The 308-nt window shown below is 64.0% G+C and carries 1 pseudogene; it reads right to left on the bottom strand.

What is annotated here, in order from left to right:
* Positions 1-308 (bottom strand): annotated as a pseudogene (locus tag MMG91_RS28875) (calcium-binding protein); the annotation flags it as partial.

Raw genomic sequence — 308 nt, 5'->3', positions numbered from 1 at the left:
CCCAGACGGATATCAACATTCACCGCAGCGGCCGACGCCGAGTAATCGACCGTATCAATACCGACTCCGCCGTCGAAGTCCGTGCCCCGGCCATCGCCGACAAAGGTGTCGTTATAGTTCGACCCCTTGATCGCCTCGATGTCAGTGAAGGTGTCACCCGCCCCGATCCCGGAGTGCACGCCGGTCTTCAGGTTGATGGTCACCGCCACGGTGCTGTCGGTGTAGCCCGCCGTGTCATAACCGGCGCCGCCGATAAACTGGTCGGCGCCCGCGCCACCGTACAGCGTGTCGTTGCCCGAACCGCCGGT

Origin of the sequence: Pseudomonas sp. JL3 (assembly GCF_031570575.1) — a bacterium.
Lineage (GTDB): Bacteria > Pseudomonadota > Gammaproteobacteria > Pseudomonadales > Pseudomonadaceae > Aquipseudomonas > Aquipseudomonas cucumis.
Note: the sequence above shows the minus strand (reverse complement) of the source record. Positions and strands in the feature narration are given on the sequence as shown.